The sequence below is a fragment of the Stenotrophomonas sp. STEN031 genome (genome assembly GCF_056759975.1).
This window is the reverse complement of record NZ_JBRREA010000051.1, coordinates 17,794-30,503: the sequence shown is the minus strand read 5'-3', so window position 1 is coordinate 30,503 and position 12,710 is coordinate 17,794. Positions and strand designations below refer to the sequence as shown.

Genomic DNA, 12,710 nt, shown 5'->3' with positions numbered 1-12,710 from the left:
TTCGGCTTACGTGTCTGGTTCGGGTTATGGTTCGGCGTTGGGTTTGGCTTTGGGGTTTGCTTTGGCTTTGGCTTTGGCTTTGGCTGTTGCTATTGCTATTGCTTTGTCCCTTCTCCCGCATGCGGGAGAAGGTGCCCGAAGGGCGGATGAGGGGGAGCTCTGCAGCTTTTGCTTGTAGAGCTTCCCCTCACCCCAACCCCTCTCCCGCAGGCGGGAGAGGGGCTTTGAGACTTCTTGCTCTGCTTGTAGAGCTTGCCTCACCCCAACCCCTCTCCCGGAGGGAGAGGGGCTTTGAGCGTTAGATCTTGTTTCTTGCCACCAGCTGCTTGGCGATGATGATGCGCTGCATTTCGTTGGTACCTTCACCAATGCACATCAACATGGCGTCGCGATAGAAACGCTCGATGTCGTACTCCACCGAATAGCTGTAGCCGCCAAAGATGCGCATGCCTTCCTGCGCACAGTAAGCGCCGGTCTCGGTGGCGAAGTACTTGGCCATGCCGGCTTCCATGTCGCAGCGAAGACCCTTGTCGTAGGCGTTGGCGGCGCTCTCGATCAGCAGCTTGGATGCCTCCACCTTGGCCGCCATCTCGCCCAGCTTGAGCTGGATGGCCTGGTGCTCGGCAATCGGCTTGCCAAAGGTCATGCGCTCCTGCGCATAACGCACCGACAGGCGCAGCGCGCCTTCGGCGATGCCACAGCCACGTGCGGCCACGTTAATGCGGCCCAGCTCCAGGCCGCCCACGGCGTGCTGGAAGCCCTGGCCTTCAACGCCGCCCAACATGCAGTCGGCCGACACCTTGTAGTCCTGGAACACCAGCTCGCAGGTGTCGATGGCGCGGTAGCCGGACTTCTTCAGCTTCTTGGCGACGATGAAGCCCTCGCCCTTCTCGGCGATGAACATGGTCATGCCCTTGTGGCGCGGCTGCGCCTCCGGGTCGGTCTTGACCAGCAGCAACACCATGTCGCCATACATGGAATTGGTGATCCAGGTCTTGGCGCCATTGATGACGTAATGGTCACCCTCGCGCTTGGCAACGCTGCGGATCGCCTGCAGGTCGGTGCCGGCGTTGGGCTCGGTCAGGCCCAACGAGCCACGCAGCTCGCCGGTGGCCATGCGCGGCAGGTATTTGCGCTTCTGTTCTTCGGTACCGCAACGCTCGATGGCCGCGGCCATGATCAGGTGCGAGTTGAAGATGCCGGTCGGCGCCATCCACACTGCCGATACCTTGATCACGATCTTGGCGTAGATGCGCGCCGGCAGGCCCAGGCCGCCGTATTCGGGCGAAATGGTGGCACCGAACAGGCCCAGGTCCTTCATCTCCTCAACGAGGTGATGCGGGTACTTGTCTTCCTGGTCGTACTCCTGTGCGATGGGCGCGACGGATTTCTCCACCCAGTTGTCAATCGAGTCGAGCAATGCCTGCTCTTCGTCCGGGCCCCACAGTTGTTCCAGTTCGGTGCTCATCATCGGCTCCTCAGTAGTTGACCTTGTCTTCCACCGAGTGGCCGCGCTTGGCGATCAGCATGGTGCGGCTGAAGCTGCAGATCAGCTTGCCGTCCTGGTTGAAACCGTCGGTCTGCACGGTGACGATGCCGGCGCCCGGGCGCGACTTGGATTCGCGCTTGTCCAGCACCTTGGACTCGGCCACCAGGGTGTCGCCGACGAACAGCGGGTGGGTCATCTTGATGTCGCTCCAGCCCAGGTTGGCCACGGCCTTCTGGCTGACGTCGGTGACGCTCATGCCGACCATCAGGGCCACCGTGAACGGCGAGCAGACGATCACCTTGCCGAACTCCGAAGCCTTGGCGTACTCCTTGTCGAAGTGCATCGGATGGGTGTTCATCGTCAGCAGGGTGAACCAGGTGTTGTCGGTTTCGGTGATGGAGCGGCCGGGGCGGTGCTCGTAGATGTCGCCAACATTGAACTCTTCGTAGTAACGGCCGAAGGTTTCGCGGAAGCGGTTTTCGGAGATCTGCTTGACGTTCTGAACCATGACAATGTCCTTTTGGTGCGGGTTGGGCTGCGCTGGGCGCAGCTTGGTCAAAGAGGGGTGTGATCAGGCGTTCAATGAAGCGGTGTGCTCAGCCGGCGCGGACGCCGAGCGCACCGAGCGCGATGGCACGCTCGGCTGCGATTTCGATGGGGCGGTCCACCAGCTTGCCGTCGAGCTGGATGGCCTCGCCGCCGCTGGCCGCCAGCGCGGCAACCACGCGCTGGGCGCGGTCGTACTCGGCGGCGGTGGGGAGATAGGCGTTCTGGATGGGGTCGACCTGGGCCGGGTGGATGGCGGCCTTGGCGGTGAAGCCGAGGTCGATCACGCGCTCGGTTTCCTCGACCAGGCCGGCTTCGTCCTTGATGTCGAGGTAGGGCACGTCCATGCAGCCGACGCCGGCTTCGGCGGCAATCGTTGCCAGCTGCACGCGCGGATGGAAGAAGCTCTCCCAGCTGGCGCGGCCACGCAACGCAACGATGTAGTCGAAGCCACCAAACATCAGTGCCTGCAGGCGCGGGATGGCGGTGGCCAGCGCGCGTGCATCCAGCAGTCCCTTCGGGGTTTCGATCTGGGCGATGAAGACGGTATCGATGGCTGCCAGCGCGGCATCGGCCTGCTGCAGCTCGGCCACGGTTTCAACCTTGGGCAGCATCACGAAGGCCGGCTTCAGGCCGGAGGCGGCCAGTGCCTGCAGATCCGCCTGGCCCAACGCGCTGGACAGCGGATTGATGCGCAGGCCGATCTCGCTGCGGGTCTGCGGCAGCGCGGCAAGGAAGGCGAACAGCGAGGCGCGTGCGCTTTCCTTGTCAGCCGGCGCAACCGCATCTTCCAGATCGATGCAGACCTGGTCGGCGCCGGTCGCCACGGCCTTGGCGTAACGCTCCGGGCGCGAGCCCGGCACGAACAGCAGGCAGCGGCGCGGCGTGCTCAGTGCTGCGCTCATGCCGCACCCACCTGGCTGGCGAAGTGCTCGGCGATCTGCCGGCGGGTGGCATACCAGGTGCCCGGCTTCTGCGCGACGTACTGCAGGAACTTCTCGAACGCGCCGATGCGGCCCGGGCGGCCGATGATGCGCAGGTGCAGACCCAGCGACATCACCTTGGGGCTGTGCTCGCCTTCGGCGTACAGCGTGTCGAAGCTGTCGATGGCGTAGTCCAGCCAGTCCTTGGGCAGGTAGGACGGCGCCACCCACATCTTCATGTCGTTGGTATCGAGCTGGTACGGCACCACGATCATCGGCGTGTCGCTGCCATCGACCTCACCCCAGAACGGCGCATCGGCCGAGTAGTCGTCCATGTGGTACAGGAAGCCTTCTTCCTGCAGCAGGCGGCGGGTGGAGGCGGTATGCAGGTAGCGCGACAGCCAGCCGACCGGACGCACGCCGGTGGTCTTCTCGATGCTGTCAGCGGCATCGCGGATGAACTGGCGTTCCTGTTCCTCGTTGAAGCGGAACTGGTGGATCCAGCGGTGGCCGTGCGAGCACACCTCATGGCGGCTGCCACGCAGGTAGTCGGCGATTTCCGGGGCACGCTCCAGCGACACCGCGGCAGCGGTATAGGTGCTGGTGACGTTGTACCTTTCCAGCAGCGCGGCCACGCGCGCATGGCCTTCATTGACGCCGTAGCGGTAATTGGATTCGTTGCCGTAATTGCGCATCGGCTTGGACAGGGTTACATGCAGCTCGTCCACCGGCTCGGTGATCTTGTCACCCTGGCCGACGTTGTACTCGGACAGCTCTTCGACGTTGACGACCACCGACAAGGCCAGGCGTGCGTTGTTGGGCCACTGGTAGACGGGTTTGGACATGGCAATCTCGGTACGTTTATGGGGGTGCGTGGTGGTGTGCTTTGCTGCTTCTGCTTTGCTGCTTCTACTCTTGTGCCGTCATTCCCGCGTCCGCGGGAATGACGATCTGAAAATCTTTCTGGAAAAGTCTTTACCTCAATGGTTCTCCTCACCACCGGAGACATTGATCGCCTCACCGGTGATGTAGACCGCATCGTCCGAACACAGGAAGGCCGTTGCCGCCGCAGTGTCCGAGGCCAGGCCGGGACGACCTGCCGGAATGCGCGCGCGCATGTCGGCCAGGTACTGCTCCACGCTCTTGCCCTGCTTCTCGGCGAAGTATTCGTTCTGCCACGCGCCCAGGCCGGTGGTGACGTGGTTGGGGCAGACCGCATTGACGTTGATGCCGTGTCCGGCCAGTTCCAGCGATGCCACCCGGGTCAGGCCGACCAGGCCATGCTTGGACGAGCAATAGGCCGCTGCATGCGGGAACGCCGACTTGGCCGCCTGCGAGGCGATGTTGACGATGCGGCCGCCGCCCTGGGCGATCATCTGCCGGCCGGCATGCTTGATGGTCAGGAAGGCGCCGCGCAGGTTCACACCCAGCACCGCGTCCCATTCCTTGGCCTCGATGTCGACCAGCGACTTCATCAGATAGCCAATGCCGGCGTTGTTGACCAGGATGTCCAGGCGGCCGAAGCGTTCGACCGTGGCCTTGACCACCGCCTCCACCTGCGCCTCTTCCAGCACGTCCAGGGCCATCGCCACGCATTCGCCGCCGCTGCTGGCAGCCAGCTCGGCGGCCACCTGCGCCAACTCCTCGTCGGTGCCGACCGCGGTGACCGGCATTTCGGCGCCACGCACCTGGCCGATATCGGTCAACACCACCTTGCAGCCTTCCTGCAGCAGGCGGCGGGCAATGCCTTCGCCCAGGCCGGCGCGGCGCCCAGCGCCGGTGATAAGTGCGACCTTGCCCTGCAATTCGGGGAAACGAGCCATGACCAATGTTCCTTGTGCGCTTACAGCGCGCTGGTGAGGATGAACAACGGATTGTCAGCGTATTGCTGGAACTGCGCTGCACCGGCCTGCACCGCCGGATCAGCGAGGTCAGCGCCGAACGCAGCCATGTCCGGAATGCGCATCAGCTCGATGTAGTCGTACGGGGAGCTGCCTTCACCAATCAACAGACCGCTGGCCTTGAGTACCTCGAACTTCTCCACCGACGGCAGCGCATTGACCACCGGCAGGTCGCTGGCACGTGCCCAGGCCTCGTATTCCTCACGGCTGACCCCGGCTTTGAGGTTGAACAGGACGATCACGGTTTGCATGGCTTCCTCCCAGGTAAAAGACTGTGGCACACTTTGTCCGGACAAAGTGTAGGCATGCCATTCGTCCCCGGTCAACGCCGGCGGCGGAAATCCCCCACCGGCGTATCTACCTGCCGTAACCCAAACGATTGAGGTGCTTTGATGAAGCGTTATTACCCGTGGTTGATGGCGGTAGTGGGAATGTTGGTGTTGCTGGTCTCCAACGGCTTGACCGTGACCGGCCTGACCGCCTTTGACGAATCCCTGCTCAAGGACTTCGGTTGGAGCCGCAGCGAGCTCAAGCTGCGCGACCTGATTACCCTGGTGCTGGCCGGCTGGATGGCACCGTTCCTGGGTGCACTGATCGACAAGGTCGGCCCGCGCAAGCTGGTGCTGGCGGGTATCGCGCTGCTGGCGGCGCTGTATGCGGCTTATGCGCACATCCACTCGCTGGCCCACCTGTACTGGATCCACGTCGGCTTTGCCGCGGTGCTGGTCGCCGCCGGCCTGAACGTCGCGGTGATCTTCGTCTCGCAGTGGTTTGCCACCCATCGCGGCACCGCGATCGGCATTGCCCTGGTTGGTACCAGCCTCGGCGGCATGGTGTTCCCCAAGCTCGGCGTGCACTTGATGCAGAGCATGGACTGGCGCGCTGCGCTGCTGTGGGAAGCCGCGATTCCGCTGGCCTTCCTGGTCATTGCTTTCCTGTTCGTGCGCAGCCCGCGCCCGGGCGGTATCCAGCCCTGGGGCGCGGATACGCTGGCCGCCAAGGCGGCAGCAGGCAAGCCGGCCGCCGCCTCGCTCCCGGACCTGAGCTACCAACAGGCAATGCGTACCCGCACCTTCTGGGTGCTGGCCTTCGTGGCGATGACCACCTTCTTCTCGATCATGGCGGTAGCCTCCAACCTGTTCCTGCACATGCGCGACCTGGGCTTCGAACCGGCCACCGCTGGCAACGGCCTGGGCCTGATGTTCGGCCTGGCGATGGTCGGCAAATTCATCTTCGGCTTCCTCGCCGACGTATTGCCGGCCAAGCGCGTATTCCTGCTCAACCTGAGCATCATGGCTGCCGGTGCGCTGATCCTGGCAACGATGCGCGCCGACCTGATCTGGTATTCGCTGGCCCTCTTCGGCCTGGGCTGGGGTGGCCTGTACACAATGATCCAGCTGCTGGCGGTCAACGCCTTCGGCTTGAGTTCGGCCGGCAAGATCCTCGGCACCATCACCCTGCTCGATGCGACCACCGCCGGCCTCGGCATCTGGGTAACGGCCAAGATCTTCGACATCACCAAGAGCTACCACATTGCTTTCAGCCTGATCTGCGCGCTGATCGTGCTGGCCCTGCTGGCCGCAACGCTGGTGCGCGACGAACGCGCGCGCGCTTCGGCTGCCTGATCCCCACTACTGCAACGGAGAGACCCCATGCCCGTGATGGAAACGTCCAACCTCACCGCCCGCCAGTACTGGGAGCAGGTCAAGGCCAACCCCAACCGCGCCAAGTTTGGTTTCGGCGCGCGCCCGGCCATCGTCAACATCGATGTGCAACGCGCCTATACCGACCTGGACGCGTTCAAGACCGCGTATGAGACCGACCCGCGCCAGATCGAGCACATCAATGCGCTGTCGGCGCAGGTGCGCGCGCTCGGCCTGCCGGTGGTGTGGACCTATGTCGCCTACCTGGAGTCCGGCGAAGACGCCGGCACCTGGGGCACCCGCACCAACACGCCGGACTCGCTGCAGAACATCAAGCACGGTTCCGAGCGCGCCCAGTTCGACCCCCGCGCCGATGTGCAGGCTGGCGACATCGTCATGCACAAGCGCATGGCCAGCCCGTTCTTCGAAACCAACCTGTGGTCGCTGCTGACCTTCCACAAGATCGACACGCTGATCATCACCGGCGGCTCGACTTCGGGGTGCATCCGCGCCTGCGTGATCGACAGCCTGTCGCGCGGCTACCGCAGCATCATTCCGGAAGAATGCGTGGCCGACAAGCACGAGATCCCGCACTTCGCCAACCTCAGCGACATCATGCTCAAGTACGGTGACGTGGAATCGGTGGATCACGTTGCTGCGCAGCTGCAGGCGCTGCGCGCATGAGCACCGCGAGCAAATCCGACCCGGGCCTGTTCGACTACTGGCCCTATGACAGCCGGCCGAAGATCGAATGGCCGGGCGGCGCCCGCGTGGCCTTGTGGATCGCGCCCAATATCGAGTTCTACGAGTACGCGCCGCCGGCCAACCCGGCGCGCAAGCCGTGGCCGCGCCCACTGCCCGACATCCAGGGCTATGGCACCCGCGACTACGGCAACCGCGTCGGCCACCAGCGGATGATGCGGGTGATGGACCAGTACGGCCTGCGCGGCTCGGTGTCGCTGTCCACGGCCATGCTCAAGCACCATCCGGAAGTGATCCAGATGGCGGCCGAGCGCAACTGGGAATTCTTCAGCCACGGCATCTACAACACCCGCTACACCTATGGCCTGGACGAGGCACAGGAGCGGGAGATGATCGCGCACTCGATGGCGCTGATCGCCGAGCACACCGGCCAGCACTGCGATGGCTACCTGGCGCCGGCGCTGTCGCATTCGGACGCCACCATCGACCTGTTTGCCGAGGCCGGCGGCCTGTATACCTGCGACCTGTTCCACGACGACCAGCCGACGCCGGTGAAGACCCGCTCCGGCAAGCGCTTCGTGTCGGTGCCGTACTCGCTGGAGCTCAACGACACCATCGTCTACGTCACCAACAAGATCGAGCCGCGCCGCTACGGGCAGATGATCAAGGACGCCTTCGACCGTCTGTATGCCGAAGGCGAGCACACCGGCACGGTGATGTGCGTGCCGCTGCATGCCTACCAGGTCAGCCACCCGCACCGCCTGGCGGCCTTCCACGACGCCATGGACTACATCTGCAGTCACGACAAGGTGTGGAAGGCCACCGGCCGCGAGATCGCCCAGCACTACCTGGACAAGCACTACGACGACGCGCTGGCCTCGATGGCGGCGATCAACGCGGAGGACGCGGCATGAGCCTGGATCGCAGCTTCCTGGAATACCCGCGCCTGCGCCTTGGCATGGACCATGACCGCTACAGCTGGTCGATGCTGGCGCAGCGCCCGGCCGTGCGCTGGCCCGGCGACAAGCCACTGGCGGTATGGATCAACCTGAGCCTGGAACACTTCCCGCTCAATCCCAAGGGTGAGGGCTTCAAGCCGCACGGTTCCATGGTCATGCCCTACCCGGACCTGCGCCATTACACGCTGCGCGACTACGGCAACCGGGTTGGCGTGTTCCGCGTACTGGATGCGCTGGAAAAGTACGGTCTGCGTGCCAGCACCGCGGTCAACGGCGAACTGGCCGAACGCTACCCGGCCCTGCTGCGCCGGCTCAAGGCGCGCAGCGCCGAGCTGGTGGCGCACGGCTGGAACATGGACGGCGTGCACTACGGCGGCCTGGACCCGGCGCGCGAAGCTGAATACATCCAGCGCAGTTTGGCCGCGCTGGCGCCGTATTCGGACAGTCCCATCCAAGGCTGGCTGTCACCGGCCCGCTCGCAGTCCGAGAACACCCCGGAACTGCTGCAACAGGCCGGTTTGCAGTGGTTTGGCGACTGGATCAACGACGAGCTGCCCTACCCCTTCCAGACCGCCAACGGCCCGCTCACCGCCCTGCCGCTGTCACTGGAATTGGAAGATCGCTTCATCGTCGGCGAAAATCTGCATGCCGAGGCCGAGTATGCGGACCAGATGGTCGATGCCTGCGATTTCCTGCTGGAGGAAGCGCAGCGCAGCGGACAGGGTCGCCTGCTCGCGCTCAACATCCATCCGTGGGTGATGGGCCAGCCGCACCGCATCAAGCACCTGGAACGCGTGTTCGCCCACCTGGCCGACCGCGCAGGGCTGATCTGGAACGCTGCGCCTTCGCAGATCATCGCCGCCTCGCGTTGGGGCGGCGGTTCCAGGCAACCGTCGTCGCCCTCAACGCGCCGGCCTTTACCCAAGAGCCCTTGCATGAACACTGAAGCCAACACCGCCCTGCCGCCGCGCGAAGCGATGGAATTTGACGTCGTCATCGTCGGCGCCGGCCCTGCCGGCCTGGCCACTGCCATCCGCCTGCGCCAGCTGGCCGTGGAAAAGGGCCAGGAGCTGTCGGTGTGCGTACTGGAGAAAGGCTCCGAGCCGGGCGCGCACATCCTGTCCGGCGCGATCATGGACCCGCGCGCGCTCAACGAGCTGTTCCCGGACTGGAAGGAACGCGGTGCGCCGCTGAAGCAGGCCGTCACCCGCGACGAGTTCCTGTTCCTGGACGAGACCAAGGCCAAGGCCACCCCGCACGCGCTGCTGCCGGAGTGCTTCCACAACGACGGCAACTACATCATCAGCCTGGGCGAAGTGAGCCGCTGGCTGGCGCAGCAGGCCGAAGCGCTGGAAGTGTCGATCTTCCCGGGCTTTGCCGCCGCCGAGGTGCTGTACGACGAAAACGGCGCGGTGATGGGCGTGGCCACCGGCGACATGGGCATCCACAAGGACGGCACGCCGGGCCCGAACTACGAGCGCGGCATGGAACTGCGTGCCAAGTACACGATCTTCGCCGAAGGCTCGCGCGGCCACCTCGGCCGCCAGCTGATCAGCAAGTTCAAGCTCGACGCCGGCAAGGACCCGCAGTCCTACGGCATCGGCATCAAGGAGTTGTGGCAGATCGATCCGGCCAAGCATGAGCCCGGCCTGGTGGTGCATGCCGCCGGCTGGCCGCTGGACAACGACACCTACGGCGGCGCCTTCCTGTACCACGCCGAGGGCGGCAAGGTGTCGATCGGCTACGTGGTCGGCCTGGACTACAAGAACCCGTGGCTGAGCCCGTTCGAGGAGTTCCAGCGCTTCAAGACCCACCCGGCCATCCGCAAGCACCTGGAAGGCGGCAAGCGCATCGCCTACGGCGCGCGTGCGATCACCGCCGGCGGCATCCTGTCGCTGCCCAAGACCGTGTTCCCGGGCGGCGCCCTGGTCGGCTGCGAGGCCGGCTACCTCAACGTCAGCCGCATCAAGGGCAGCCACGCCGCGATCAAGACCGGCATGCTGGCCGCCGAGGCCGCGTTTGACGCGCTGGTCGCCGGCCGCTCGCGTGACGAGCTGAGCGCCTATCCGGAGGCCTTCGAGAACAGCTGGCTGAAGGCCGAGCTGCTGCAGTCCAAGAACTTCAAGCAGTGGTTCAAGAAGGGCCGCACCCTGGCCACGCTGATGACCGGCATCGAGCAGTGGCTGCTGCCCAAGCTGGGCATCCGCAACGCGCCGTGGACCATCCACCGCACCAAGGCCGACCACGAATGCCTGGAGCCGGCCGCCAGCCAGCCGAAGATCACCTATCCCAAGCCGGACAACGTACTGACGTTTGATCGTTTGAGCTCGGTGTTCCTGTCCTCGACCAACCACGAGGAAGACCAGCCCAGCCACCTGACGCTGAAGGACCCCAGCATTCCGGTCAAGGTCAACCTGGCCACCTATGCCGGCCCGGAAGCGCGTTACTGCCCGGCCGGCGTGTACGAATTCGTCGGCGAAGGCAGCGATACCCGCCTGCAGATCAACGCGCAGAACTGCGTGCACTGCAAGACCTGCGACATCAAGGACCCGACCCAGAACATCGTGTGGGTGACCCCACAGGGTGGTGGCGGTCCGAACTATCCGGCGATGTAAACGTCGCCATCAACCCACAGGAGTTTTGATGAGCATTGTCAGTCCAGGCGCCCGCTTCCGCGCGGCGCTCACACAGGAAAGCCCGCTGCAGATCCCCGGTGCGATCAACGCCAACCATGCGTTGCTGGCCAAGCGGGCGGGCTTCCGTGCGGTCTACCTGTCCGGTGGCGGCGTCGCCGCCGGCTCGCTGGGCCTGCCGGACCTGGGCATCAACACCATGGACGACGTGCTCACCGACATCCGCCGCATCACCGACGTCTGCGACCTGCCGCTGCTGTCGGACATCGACACCGGCTTTGGCCCAAGCGCGTTCAACATCGCGCGCACGGTGAAATCGCTGATCAAGGCCGGTGCGGCGGCCTGCCATATCGAGGACCAGGTCGGCGCCAAGCGTTGCGGCCACCGCCCGAACAAGGAAATCGTGTCGCTGGGCGAGATGGTGGACCGGGTCAAGGCGGCGGCCGATGCCAAGACCGATCCGGATTTTTTCCTGATCGCACGTACCGACGCCATCCAGATGGAAGGCGTGGATGCGGCGATCGAGCGCTCGCTGGCCTGCGTGGAAGCCGGCGCCGACGGCATCTTTGCCGAGGCCTCGTACGACCTTGAGACCTACAAGCGTTTTGTCGATGCAGTGAAGGTGCCGGTGCTGGCCAACCTCACCGAGTTCGGCCAGACCCCGCTGTTCTCGACCGAGGAGCTGGGCTCGGTGGGCGTGGCGATGTGCATCTACCCGCTGTCGGCGTTCCGCGCGATGAACAAGGCGGCGGAGAACGTGTACACCGCGATCCGCCGTGATGGCCACCAGCGCAATGTGGTGGAGACCATGCAGACCCGCGAGGAGCTGTATGAGCGGATCGGGTATCACACCTTTGAGCAGAGTCTGGATAGGACGTTTGCTGGGAAGAAGTGATGATTGGGGTTCAGGGTTTAGAAGTTGGAAGCTTGAAAGCTTGAAATGCTAAGAGCTTAAAAGCCGCCCTCACCCCTACCCCTCTCCCGCACGCGGGAGAGGGGCTGCTTCGGCACGAAGTTGCTTGGGCCAGCATTACTGCCTTCGGCGTACTCCGCGAATTTTTCCGCAGCCGAACACTCTCAGCTCAATCGACGCTTTGAAGAATTTCGGCGTCTGAACGCGAAACGCACAACGGGCAGATAAATTGCTTTCTGCTTTGGCTTTCTGCTTTGGCTTTCTGCTTTGGCTTTCTGCTTTTGCATTTGGCTTTTGCATTTGGTCTTTGCCTTTGCTTTGGCTTCGGCTTTGGCTTTTCTTCGGCCTTTCCAACCGACGAAAGAAAGCATGAAGTCTCCCTTCTCCCGCTTGCGGGAGAAGGTGCCCAACGGGCGGATGAGGGGGCCTCTGCTTCTGCCTCTGCTTCTACCTCCGTTTTTGCCTTTGCTTCAGCCATTCCTTCAAAGCTCTCCATCCACCCCAACCTGCCAAAAACCCAAGCCCTTTGCTTCCCCTCCCAGCACCGGCCATCATTGCCAGCGCCGCACAGTCACGACCGCCAGCGCAATGAGAACGCAATGCCCCGTCTGCCCCTGATCGCCCTCGCCTGCCTGACGCTCAGCGCCTGCGGCCAACGCGATGCCTTCAACCACAACGCCAACGCCGACCCGCATCAACGCGAACTCGAACGCGCCTTCGCCATCTGCGCCGGCTGCCATGACACCCGCGCCGACCTCGGCCACCGCGTCGGCCCCAACCTGCACGGCGTGATCGGCCGCAAGGCCGGCACCGCCCCCGGCTACAACTACTCCGAAGCGATGAAGGCCAGCGGCATCACCTGGGATGCGCAGACCCTGGACGCCTTCATCAAGTCACCGACCAAGCAGGTGCCGGGCAGCAAGATGGTCAACGCCACCTCCGACCCGGCGCGCCGCCAGGCCGTGATCGAGTTCCTGTCCACCCTGCCCGAATAGGCCCGG

The 12,710-nt window shown here is 64.3% G+C and carries 13 protein-coding genes and 1 pseudogene; 7 read left to right on the top strand and 7 right to left on the bottom strand.

Features of this window, described 5'->3' with window-relative positions:
• Positions 1 to 298 precede the first annotated feature (298 nt).
• The 6 genes from ACVOLQ_RS17915 to ACVOLQ_RS17890 form a co-directional block, all read right to left on the bottom strand.
• Positions 299 to 1,468, bottom strand: a complete 1,170-nt coding sequence (locus tag ACVOLQ_RS17915) for an acyl-CoA dehydrogenase family protein (protein ID WP_313173252.1) — start codon at positions 1,466 to 1,468, stop codon at positions 299 to 301.
• Between the two features lie 10 nt (positions 1,469 to 1,478).
• Entirely contained in the window at positions 1,479 to 1,997 is a 519-nt protein-coding gene (locus tag ACVOLQ_RS17910; RefSeq protein WP_312370942.1) for a MaoC family dehydratase, read from the bottom strand.
• Between the two features lie 88 nt (positions 1,998 to 2,085).
• On the bottom strand, positions 2,086 to 2,940 hold the full coding sequence (locus ACVOLQ_RS17905; RefSeq protein WP_481528830.1) for an HpcH/HpaI aldolase/citrate lyase family protein: 855 nt from the start codon (positions 2,938 to 2,940) through the stop codon (positions 2,086 to 2,088).
• Positions 2,937 to 3,803 (bottom strand): polysaccharide deacetylase family protein, encoded by an 867-nt coding sequence (locus ACVOLQ_RS17900; protein ID WP_481528829.1) that lies wholly within the window; start codon positions 3,801 to 3,803, stop codon positions 2,937 to 2,939. The genes ACVOLQ_RS17905 and ACVOLQ_RS17900 overlap by 4 nt, the downstream gene beginning before the upstream one ends.
• A 135-nt stretch (positions 3,804 to 3,938) precedes the next feature.
• A complete protein-coding gene (locus ACVOLQ_RS17895; protein ID WP_481528828.1) occupies positions 3,939 to 4,781 on the bottom strand; it encodes an SDR family NAD(P)-dependent oxidoreductase in 843 nt (280 codons plus the stop codon).
• Between the two features lie 20 nt (positions 4,782 to 4,801).
• Positions 4,802 to 5,110 (bottom strand): hypothetical protein, encoded by a 309-nt coding sequence (locus tag ACVOLQ_RS17890; RefSeq protein ID WP_303747969.1) that lies wholly within the window; start codon positions 5,108 to 5,110, stop codon positions 4,802 to 4,804.
• Positions 5,111 to 5,251: 141 nt separating this feature from the next.
• Here ACVOLQ_RS17890 and ACVOLQ_RS17885 point away from each other — a divergent pair, with 141 nt between their 5' ends.
• The 6 genes and pseudogenes from ACVOLQ_RS17885 to prpB all read left to right on the top strand — a co-directional run bounded on the left by ACVOLQ_RS17885 (position 5,252) and on the right by prpB (position 11,691).
• Complete coding sequence (locus ACVOLQ_RS17885) at positions 5,252 to 6,484, top strand: MFS transporter (protein ID WP_481528827.1); 1,233 nt, start codon at positions 5,252 to 5,254, stop codon at positions 6,482 to 6,484.
• A gap of 27 nt (positions 6,485 to 6,511) precedes the next feature.
• Positions 6,512 to 7,186: an isochorismatase family protein gene (locus ACVOLQ_RS17880; RefSeq protein WP_481528826.1), complete on the top strand. Its 675-nt coding sequence runs from the start codon at positions 6,512 to 6,514 to the stop codon at positions 7,184 to 7,186.
• Positions 7,183 to 8,118: a polysaccharide deacetylase family protein gene (locus ACVOLQ_RS17875; protein ID WP_481528825.1), complete on the top strand. Its 936-nt coding sequence runs from the start codon at positions 7,183 to 7,185 to the stop codon at positions 8,116 to 8,118. Before ACVOLQ_RS17880 ends, ACVOLQ_RS17875 begins: the two co-directional genes overlap by 4 nt.
• Positions 8,115 to 8,675 (top strand): annotated as a pseudogene (locus tag ACVOLQ_RS17870) (polysaccharide deacetylase family protein); the annotation flags it as partial. The gene ACVOLQ_RS17875 and the pseudogene ACVOLQ_RS17870, both read left to right, overlap by 4 nt.
• A gap of 423 nt (positions 8,676 to 9,098) precedes the next feature.
• A complete protein-coding gene (locus tag ACVOLQ_RS17865) occupies positions 9,099 to 10,778 on the top strand; it encodes an electron transfer flavoprotein-ubiquinone oxidoreductase (protein WP_481528831.1) in 1,680 nt (559 codons plus the stop codon).
• Between the two features lie 28 nt (positions 10,779 to 10,806).
• A complete protein-coding gene (gene prpB, locus ACVOLQ_RS17860; RefSeq protein ID WP_481528824.1) occupies positions 10,807 to 11,691 on the top strand; it encodes a methylisocitrate lyase in 885 nt (294 codons plus the stop codon).
• A gap of 182 nt (positions 11,692 to 11,873) precedes the next feature.
• Here prpB and ACVOLQ_RS17855 read toward each other — a convergent pair whose 3' ends face one another.
• Positions 11,874 to 12,080, bottom strand: a complete 207-nt coding sequence (locus ACVOLQ_RS17855) for a hypothetical protein (RefSeq protein WP_481528823.1) — start codon at positions 12,078 to 12,080, stop codon at positions 11,874 to 11,876.
• Between the two features lie 228 nt (positions 12,081 to 12,308).
• Between ACVOLQ_RS17855 and ACVOLQ_RS17850 the strand changes: the two genes are divergently transcribed.
• On the top strand, positions 12,309 to 12,704 hold the full coding sequence (locus tag ACVOLQ_RS17850; RefSeq protein ID WP_313400788.1) for a c-type cytochrome: 396 nt from the start codon (positions 12,309 to 12,311) through the stop codon (positions 12,702 to 12,704).
• Positions 12,705 to 12,710: the final 6 nt, after the last annotated feature.

Bases quoted from the DNA above. Each gene is read 5' to 3' on its own strand.
- ACVOLQ_RS17915 (WP_313173252.1), bottom strand. From the start codon at position 1,468: ATGAGCACCGAACTGGAACAACTGTGGGGCCCGGACGAAGAGCAGGCA.
- ACVOLQ_RS17910 (WP_312370942.1), bottom strand. From the start codon at position 1,997: ATGGTTCAGAACGTCAAGCAGATCTCCGAAAACCGCTTCCGCGAAACC.
- ACVOLQ_RS17905 (WP_481528830.1), bottom strand. From the start codon at position 2,940: ATGAGCGCAGCACTGAGCACGCCGCGCCGCTGCCTGCTGTTCGTGCCG.
- ACVOLQ_RS17900 (WP_481528829.1), bottom strand. From the start codon at position 3,803: ATGTCCAAACCCGTCTACCAGTGGCCCAACAACGCACGCCTGGCCTTG.
- ACVOLQ_RS17895 (WP_481528828.1), bottom strand. From the start codon at position 4,781: ATGGCTCGTTTCCCCGAATTGCAGGGCAAGGTCGCACTTATCACCGGC.
- ACVOLQ_RS17890 (WP_303747969.1), bottom strand. From the start codon at position 5,110: ATGCAAACCGTGATCGTCCTGTTCAACCTCAAAGCCGGGGTCAGCCGT.
- ACVOLQ_RS17885 (WP_481528827.1), top strand. From the start codon at position 5,252: ATGAAGCGTTATTACCCGTGGTTGATGGCGGTAGTGGGAATGTTGGTG.
- ACVOLQ_RS17880 (WP_481528826.1), top strand. From the start codon at position 6,512: ATGCCCGTGATGGAAACGTCCAACCTCACCGCCCGCCAGTACTGGGAG.
- ACVOLQ_RS17875 (WP_481528825.1), top strand. From the start codon at position 7,183: ATGAGCACCGCGAGCAAATCCGACCCGGGCCTGTTCGACTACTGGCCC.
- ACVOLQ_RS17865 (WP_481528831.1), top strand. From the start codon at position 9,099: ATGAACACTGAAGCCAACACCGCCCTGCCGCCGCGCGAAGCGATGGAA.
- prpB (WP_481528824.1), top strand. From the start codon at position 10,807: ATGAGCATTGTCAGTCCAGGCGCCCGCTTCCGCGCGGCGCTCACACAG.
- ACVOLQ_RS17855 (WP_481528823.1), bottom strand. From the start codon at position 12,080: ATGCTTTCTTTCGTCGGTTGGAAAGGCCGAAGAAAAGCCAAAGCCGAA.
- ACVOLQ_RS17850 (WP_313400788.1), top strand. From the start codon at position 12,309: ATGCCCCGTCTGCCCCTGATCGCCCTCGCCTGCCTGACGCTCAGCGCC.